The sequence below is a fragment of the Citrobacter sp. Colony219 genome (assembly GCF_019382635.1).
Taxonomy (GTDB): Bacteria; Pseudomonadota; Gammaproteobacteria; order Enterobacterales; family Enterobacteriaceae; genus Citrobacter; species Citrobacter youngae.
Genome location: NZ_CP080033.1, coordinates 760785 through 768264, shown reverse-complemented (window position 1 = coordinate 768264; position 7480 = coordinate 760785). Strand labels below are relative to the sequence as shown.

Annotated in this window: 7 protein-coding genes and 1 tRNA gene; 7 read left to right on the top strand and 1 reads right to left on the bottom strand. The window is 51.0% G+C overall.

Going from position 1 to position 7480, the window contains the following annotated elements; translation table 11 throughout:
• A partial coding sequence (yjeH, locus tag JTI85_RS21230) for an L-methionine/branched-chain amino acid transporter (protein ID WP_255575065.1) occupies positions 1–699 on the top strand: 699 nt, incomplete at its 5' end.
• A 40-nt stretch (positions 700–739) separates the two neighbouring features.
• Here the strand turns inward: yjeH and JTI85_RS03305 are convergent.
• Complete coding sequence (locus JTI85_RS03305; protein WP_048212918.1) at positions 740–1219, bottom strand: FxsA family protein; 480 nt, start codon at positions 1217–1219, stop codon at positions 740–742.
• Between the two features lie 337 nt (positions 1220–1556).
• On the opposite strand from JTI85_RS03305, the gene aspA reads away from it, so the two are divergent.
• The 6 genes from aspA (at position 1557) to JTI85_RS03275 (ending at position 7416) form a co-directional block, all read left to right on the top strand.
• A complete protein-coding gene (aspA, locus tag JTI85_RS03300; protein ID WP_048212919.1) occupies positions 1557–2993 on the top strand; it encodes an aspartate ammonia-lyase in 1437 nt (478 codons plus the stop codon).
• 115 nt (positions 2994–3108) lie between these two features.
• A complete protein-coding gene (gene dcuA / locus JTI85_RS03295) occupies positions 3109–4410 on the top strand; it encodes an anaerobic C4-dicarboxylate transporter DcuA (RefSeq protein ID WP_003830670.1) in 1302 nt (433 codons plus the stop codon).
• Between the two features lie 125 nt (positions 4411–4535).
• The gene (cutA, locus tag JTI85_RS03290) at positions 4536–4883 is read left to right on the top strand and encodes a divalent cation tolerance protein CutA (protein WP_003025447.1); all 348 of its coding nucleotides are present in this window, start codon (positions 4536–4538) and stop codon (positions 4881–4883) included.
• The gene (locus JTI85_RS03285) at positions 4859–6568 is read left to right on the top strand and encodes a protein-disulfide reductase DsbD (protein ID WP_101743243.1); all 1710 of its coding nucleotides are present in this window, start codon (positions 4859–4861) and stop codon (positions 6566–6568) included. The genes cutA and JTI85_RS03285 overlap by 25 nt, the downstream gene beginning before the upstream one ends.
• 36 nt (positions 6569–6604) lie before the next feature.
• Positions 6605–7180 carry a transcriptional regulator gene (locus tag JTI85_RS03280; protein WP_101743244.1) on the top strand — a complete coding sequence of 192 codons (576 nt, stop codon included), beginning with the start codon at positions 6605–6607 and terminating at the stop codon, positions 7178–7180.
• A 160-nt stretch (positions 7181–7340) separates the two neighbouring features.
• A tRNA-Phe gene (locus JTI85_RS03275) sits at positions 7341–7416 on the top strand.
• The last annotated feature ends 64 nt before the right edge of the window (positions 7417–7480 follow it).

Genomic DNA, 7480 nt, shown 5'->3' with positions numbered 1-7480 from the left:
CCCGGTCTGTTCGCCGCGCTGTCGGTGATGTTCTGGTGTTTTGTTGGCCTCGAAGCGTTTGCTCACCTGGCGTCTGAATTCAAAAATCCGGAACGAGACTTCCCACGCGCGCTGATGATCGGCCTGCTGCTGGCTGGGTCTGTTTATTGGGCATGCACCGTCGTCGTTCTCCATTTTGGTGCCTACGGCGAGCAAATGGCCGCCGCAGCGTCGCTGCCAGAAATCGTCGTGCAACTGTTTGGTGTACAGGCACTGTGGGTCGCCTGCATCATTGGTTTTTTGGCCTGTTTTGCCAGCCTCAACATTTATATTCAAAGTTTCGCTCGACTGGTCTGGTCGCAAGCGCAGTATAAGCCTGAGAGTTATCTGGCTCGTCTGTCCCCCCGCCACCTTCCGGGCAATGCGCTAAACGCCGTATTGGGCTGCTGCGTAGTCAGTACTCTGTGCATCTATATGCTGCAAATCAATCTCGATGCGTTAATCGTCTACGCCAACGGCATCTTTATTATGATTTATTTGCTGTGCATGTTGGCGGGTTGTCGATTACTGAAAGGACATTACCGCGCACTGGCGGTCATTGGCGGTCTTCTGTGTCTGCTGCTGTTAGCGATGGTAGGCTGGAAGAGCCTGTATGCGCTGATTATGCTGGCAGGGCTGTGGCTGTTTTTACCGAGCCGGAAAATGGCTGAGGCCAAATAAGCAATAAGAAAGCCCGGTAGCACTTACCGGGCCTGCAGGGTCAGTCGCGACGATCGTCGTCTTTATGATCAAGACGGTTGCGCTCATCATCTTTACGCTGAAATTCACCGTCGAAGGTCTCACCGCCACCGGTTCCGGCACTAAATCCACCACCTGGCATACGCGAAAAACGCAAATGTGGCAGCAACTTCATGGTCAAATGTTTCTGCACCGGAGGTAATAAAAGAAGAAGACCGAGGAAATCGGTGAAGAAACCAGGCAACACCAACAGCAAGCCGGCGATAATCAGCGACACGCTCTTGATCATTTCTGCAGCCGGACTTTCACCTGCCGCCATTTTCTGTTGCATCAGTAAAAAGTTCTTAAACCCCTGGTTACGAACCAGAGACATACCGATAACCGAGGTAAAAATAACCAAAATCAGGGTCATCAGGACACCCAGCACATGGGCAACCTGGATAAAAATAGATATCTCTATGTAAACGTAGAGAAAAATGGCAAGTAATGGTATCCAGCGCAAAGGGCTCTCCTGTTGAAAACAGTCGTTTTCACCAACAACTGCTCGAAAATTGTGTGACTTGCATCACTCTAATATTGGGGTGATTAGCAAAATTTCAAGCTGCTTGTACACTAATATTTGGTGTTAATCCTAAAGGGGTGATCTATTTCACAGAATAATAAATAAGGGGTAAATTCCACGCTTTAAGTGATCCAGATTACGGTAGAAATCCTGAACCAGCATATGATCTCGGGTATCAGACCGATGCAGGGGATAATCGTCGGTCGAGAAACAATCGAAATCACATATATCCTGTGTGTTTAGTCAAATCATTGGCAGCTTGAAAAAGAAGGTTCACATGTTAAACAACATTCGTATCGAAGAAGACTTGTTGGGTACCAGGGAAGTTCCAGCGGACGCTTACTATGGTGTCCACACTCTGAGAGCGATTGAAAACTTCTACATTAGCAACAACAAAATCAGTGACATTCCTGAATTTGTTCGCGGCATGGTAATGGTTAAAAAGGCAGCGGCACTGGCCAACAAAGAGCTGCAAACTATTCCTAAGAGCGTGGCAAATGCCATCATCGCGGCGTGTGATGAAGTCCTGAATAACGGAAAATGCATGGATCAGTTCCCGGTAGATGTTTACCAGGGTGGTGCGGGTACCTCCGTCAACATGAACACCAACGAAGTGCTGGCCAATATCGGTCTGGAACTGATGGGTCACCAGAAAGGTGAATATCAGTACCTGAACCCGAACGACCACGTCAACAAATGTCAGTCTACCAACGACGCTTACCCGACCGGTTTCCGTATCGCTGTTTACGCATCCATCATCAAACTGATTGATGCTCTGAACCAGCTGCGTGAAGGCTTCGAGCAAAAAGCTGTTGAATTCCAGGACATCCTGAAAATGGGTCGTACCCAGCTGCAGGATGCTGTACCGATGACCCTCGGTCAGGAATTCCGTGCTTTCAGCGTACTGTTGAAAGAAGAAGTGAAAAACATTGGCCGTACCGCTGAGCTGCTGCTGGAGGTTAACCTCGGCGCAACTGCAATCGGTACGGGTCTGAACACACCGAAAGAGTACTCTCCGCTGGCAGTGCAAAAACTGGCTGAAGTGACCGGTTTCGCCTGCGTTCCTGCAGAAGACCTGATTGAAGCCACCTCCGACTGCGGCGCATACGTTATGGTGCACGGTGCACTGAAACGTCTGGCTGTGAAAATGTCCAAAATCTGTAACGACCTGCGTTTGCTCTCCTCTGGCCCACGTGCCGGCCTGAATGAGATCAACCTGCCGGAACTGCAGGCGGGCTCTTCCATCATGCCAGCAAAAGTGAACCCGGTTGTTCCAGAAGTTGTAAACCAGGTGTGCTTTAAAGTCATCGGTAACGACGTCACTGTTACCATGGCATCTGAAGCAGGTCAGCTGCAGCTGAACGTAATGGAACCTGTTATCGGCCAGGCAATGTTCGAATCTATCCACATTCTGAGCAATGCTTGCTACAACCTGCTGGAAAAATGCGTTAGCGGCATCACTGCTAACAAAGAAGTGTGTGAAGCATTCGTTTATAACTCCATCGGTATCGTCACCTACCTCAACCCGTTCATCGGTCACCACAACGGCGATATCGTCGGTAAAATTTGTGCCGAAACCGGTAAGAGCGTGCGTGAAGTTGTCCTGGAGCGCGGTCTGTTGACCGAGGCAGAACTGGACGATATCTTCTCTGCACAGAACCTGATGCACCCGGCTTATAAAGCAAAACGTTATACTGATGAAAGCGAACAGTAATCGTGTAGGGTAGTACCAGAGAGGGCACGTCATGATGACGTGCCTTTTTTCTTGCACCAAGTTACTTAAAAACAACAATTTAATATCAACTTGTTAAACAACAAGGAAGGCTAATATGATAGTTTTAGAACTTATCATCGTTTTGCTGGCAATCTTTTTGGGTGCCAGACTTGGGGGTATCGGTATTGGATTTGCAGGTGGGCTGGGTGTTCTGGTTCTCGCCGCTATTGGCGTAAAACCGGGTAATATTCCGTTCGATGTTATTTCCATTATCATGGCGGTTATCGCTGCTATCTCCGCCATGCAGATTGCCGGTGGTCTGGACTATCTGGTCCATCAAACTGAAAAACTGCTGCGTAAGAACCCGAAATACATCACAATCCTTGCACCGATCGTGACCTATTTCCTGACTATCTTTGCCGGTACCGGCAACATCTCTCTGGCAACGCTGCCAGTTATCGCTGAAGTCGCGAAGGAGCAAGGGATCAAACCTTGCCGTCCGCTCTCTACCGCAGTGGTTTCTGCACAGATTGCGATTACCGCATCACCTATCTCAGCGGCCGTGGTTTACATGTCTTCCGTCATGGAAGGTCATGGTATCAGCTACATTCACCTGCTGTCAGTGGTCATTCCGTCTACCCTGCTGGCCGTTCTGGTGATGTCCTTCCTGGTCACCGCACTGTTCAACTCCAAACTGTCTGACGACCCGATTTATCGTAAGCGTCTGGAAGAAGGTCTGGTTGAATTGCGCGGTGAAAGACAAGTTGAAATCAAAGCTGGCGCAAAAACCTCCGTTTGGTTGTTCCTGCTGGGCGTAGTTTGTGTTGTCGTTTACGCCATCGTCAACAGCCCAAGCCTTGGCCTGGTCGCTAAACCGCTGATGAACACCACCAATGCCATTCTGATCATCATGTTGAGCATCGCGACGCTGACGACAATCATCTGCCGCGTTGAAACTGACTCCATCCTGAACTCCAGCACCTTCAAAGCCGGTATGAGCGCCTGTATTTGTATCCTGGGTGTTGCATGGCTGGGTGATACCTTCGTATCTCACAACATTGACTGGATCAAAGATACTGCAGGTAGCGTAATTCAGGGTCATCCGTGGCTGCTGGCTGTCATCTTCTTCTTTGCTTCTGCTCTGCTGTATTCTCAGGCTGCAACGGCTAAAGCACTGATGCCGATGGCTCTGGCACTGAACGTTTCTCCACTGACCGCTGTAGCGTCTTTCGCTGCGGTTTCTGGCCTGTTCATTCTGCCTACCTACCCAACTCTGGTTGCGGCGGTTCAGATGGATGACACCGGTACTACCCGTATCGGTAAATTCGTCTTTAACCATCCGTTCTTCATCCCGGGTACTCTGGGTGTGGTTCTGGCTGTCTGCTTCGGCTTCTTGCTGGGTAGCTTCATGCTGTAAGTTTTACCTGCGGGGTGCTTAGGCATCCCGCAGTACCTCCCCGCCTCGCTTTAACTAACATCCTTCCCTCGTCCGTTGTATAGTTACCGTTCTCTTGCTGGTTACTCTGTTCTTTCGAGGTGTTTATGCTTGATGTTAAGAGTCAGGATATCTCCATCCCCGATACCGTTGTGGTGCTCTGTACCGCCCCGGATGAAGCAACCGCCCAGGATCTGGCTGCAAAAGTACTGGCAGAAAAACTGGCCGCCTGCGTGACGCTGCTGCCCGGTGCAACGTCTCTCTATTATTGGGAGGGTAAGCTGGAGCAGGAATATGAAGTCCAGATGATTTTAAAAACTACCGTCACGCACCAGCAAGCGCTTCTCGATTGCCTGAAGTCTCATCATCCATATCAAACCCCTGAACTTCTGGTTTTACCCGTCACTCACGGAGACTTTGATTACCGCTCATGGCTCAACGCATCCTTACGCTGATCCTGCTGCTATGCAGCACATCCACTTTTGCCGGATTATTTGATTCGCCTGGCCGCTCGCAGTTTGTCCCTGCCGACCGGGCATTTATTTTTGATTTTCAGCAAAACCAACATGACCTGAACTTCTCATGGCAGGTAAAAGACGGCTACTACCTGTACCGCAAACAGATAAGCATTACACCGTCTCAGGCTGATATTGCCGAGGTAAAGCTACCGCCAGGCGTCTGGCATGAAGATGAGTTTTACGGCAAAAGTGAAATTTACCGTAAGCAGTTGAACGTTCCGGTAACGATCAATCAGGCCGCATCTGGTGCAACGCTGACCGTTACTTACCAGGGCTGTGCCGATGCCGGATTTTGCTATCCGCCGGAAACCAAAACCGTTCCACTCAGTGAAGTCATGGCTCGTACAGATGCGACGCCTACACCAACGCCTGATACAGTCGCCCCGGAAAAACAATCACAGCCAGCCGCCCAACTCCCCTTTTCCGCACTGTGGGCATTGCTGATCGGGATTGGCATTGCCTTTACCCCCTGTGTATTGCCGATGTATCCACTGATTTCCGGGATCGTACTCGGCGGTAAACAACGCTTATCAACCGGGCGGGCTCTGCTGCTGACCTTTATCTACATACAGGGAATGGCGCTCACCTATACCGCGCTGGGTCTGGTCGTTGCGGCTGCCGGGCTACAGTTTCAGGCCGCGCTACAGCATCCCTATGTATTGATTGGGCTTGCCATTGTCTTTACGCTGCTGGCTCTGTCGATGTTTGGCCTGTTCACGCTGCAGCTCCCTTCATCGCTGCAGACGCGTCTCACATTGATGAGTAACCGCCAGCAAGGCGGCTCTCCTGGTAGCGTCTTTGCGATGGGGGCGATTGCCGGCCTCATCTGTTCCCCTTGCACCACAGCCCCGCTAAGCGCGATTTTGCTGTATATCGCTCAGAGCGGGAACATGTGGCTGGGAGGCGGCACGCTGTATCTGTACGCACTGGGGATGGGATTACCCCTGATGCTGATTACCGTATTTGGTAACCGCCTGCTGCCTAAAAGTGGCCCATGGATGGAACATGTCAAAACCGCTTTTGGTTTCGTCATCCTTGCGCTTCCCGTCTTTTTACTCGAACGCATTATTGGCGACGAATGGGGCATTCGCTTATGGTCACTGTTAGGCGTCGCGTTCTTTGGCTGGGCGTTCATCACCAGCCTGCAGGCAAAGCACGCCTGGATGCGTATCGTGCAGATTGTCCTGTTAGCCGCAGCACTGGTATGCGTGCGTCCACTGCAAGACTGGGCGTTCGGCGCGCCGCATACTCAAACCCAGGCACACCTTAACTTCACGCCGGTGGCATCGGTAGATGCGTTAAATCAAGCGCTGGAGCAAGCTAAAGGCAGGCCAGTCATGCTGGATCTGTATGCCGACTGGTGTGTAGCCTGTAAGGAATTTGAAAAGTACACGTTCAGTAATCCGCAGGTTCAGCAAGCGCTAGGCAACACGGTGCTGTTGCAAGCTGATGTGACAGCAAACAATGCCCAGGATGTCGCTCTGCTGAAACACCTACAGGTTTTAGGTTTGCCGACTATCTTGTTCTTTGATGCCGAGGGAAAAGAGCATCCGGAGGCCCGGGTAACGGGTTTTATGGATGCCGCGACCTTCAGCGCACATTTGCGCGATCGCCAACCGTGAGCGACACTTGCAACAGGAAATACGGAGGAGAATACCGTGCAACGTGAAGATGTCCTGGGAGAAGCCCTGAAATTACTTGAGGTTCAAGGGATAGCCAATACCACACTGGAAATGGTGGCAGAGCATGTCAATTATCCACTTGATGAACTGCAACGCTTCTGGCCTGATAAAGAGGCCATTCTGTACGATGCCTTGCGTTACCTCAGTCAACGGGTGGATATCTGGCGGCGTCAGCTTTTGCTGGATGACACGCTGAGCGCTGAGCAGAAACTACTGGCACGCTATAACGCGCTGTCCGAATGCGTGAGTAATAATCGCTATCCAGGCTGCCTGTTCATCGCTGCCTGCACGTTTTACCCCGATCCAGGCCATCCTGTCCATCAGTTGGCCGATCAACAGAAAAAGGCTGCACATGACTTCACCCATGAGCTGCTGACGACGCTGGAAGTTGATGACCCGGCAATGGTCGCCAAACAGATGGAACTGGTGCTGGAGGGCTGCCTGAGTCGCATGCTGGTTAATCGCAGCCATGCTGATGTAGAAACAGCACATCGTCTGGCCGAAGATATCCTGCGTTTTGCTCAGTGTCGTATGGGCGGGGCGCTGACCTAAGCGCACAATGCTTATTGGAGAGCGCGAGACTGGGGCACCTCCCTATTTTGTTCAATCTTCAGGCACAAATGCGTAGATTGCCGCAATATTAAGCGGTTGAACGGTTTTCCCCGAAATTTAATTGACTGACCGACGTGAATACGGTTTAATGCGCCCCGTTGCCCGGATAGCTCAGTCGGTAGAGCAGGGGATTGAAAATCCCCGTGTCCTTGGTTCGATTCCGAGTCCGGGCACCAAATTCATATCAACGGACCTCCACGGAGGTCCGTTTTTGCATTCTGAGCCCGCAAAAATCAACGC

Coding starts and splice junctions, on each gene's coding strand:
- dcuA (WP_003830670.1), top strand. CDS start 3,109: ATGATAGTTTTAGAACTTATCATCGTTTTGCTGGCAATCTTTTTGGGT.
- JTI85_RS03285 (WP_101743243.1), top strand. CDS start 4,859: ATGGCTCAACGCATCCTTACGCTGATCCTGCTGCTATGCAGCACATCC.
- aspA (WP_048212919.1), top strand. CDS start 1,557: ATGTTAAACAACATTCGTATCGAAGAAGACTTGTTGGGTACCAGGGAA.
- cutA (WP_003025447.1), top strand. CDS start 4,536: ATGCTTGATGTTAAGAGTCAGGATATCTCCATCCCCGATACCGTTGTG.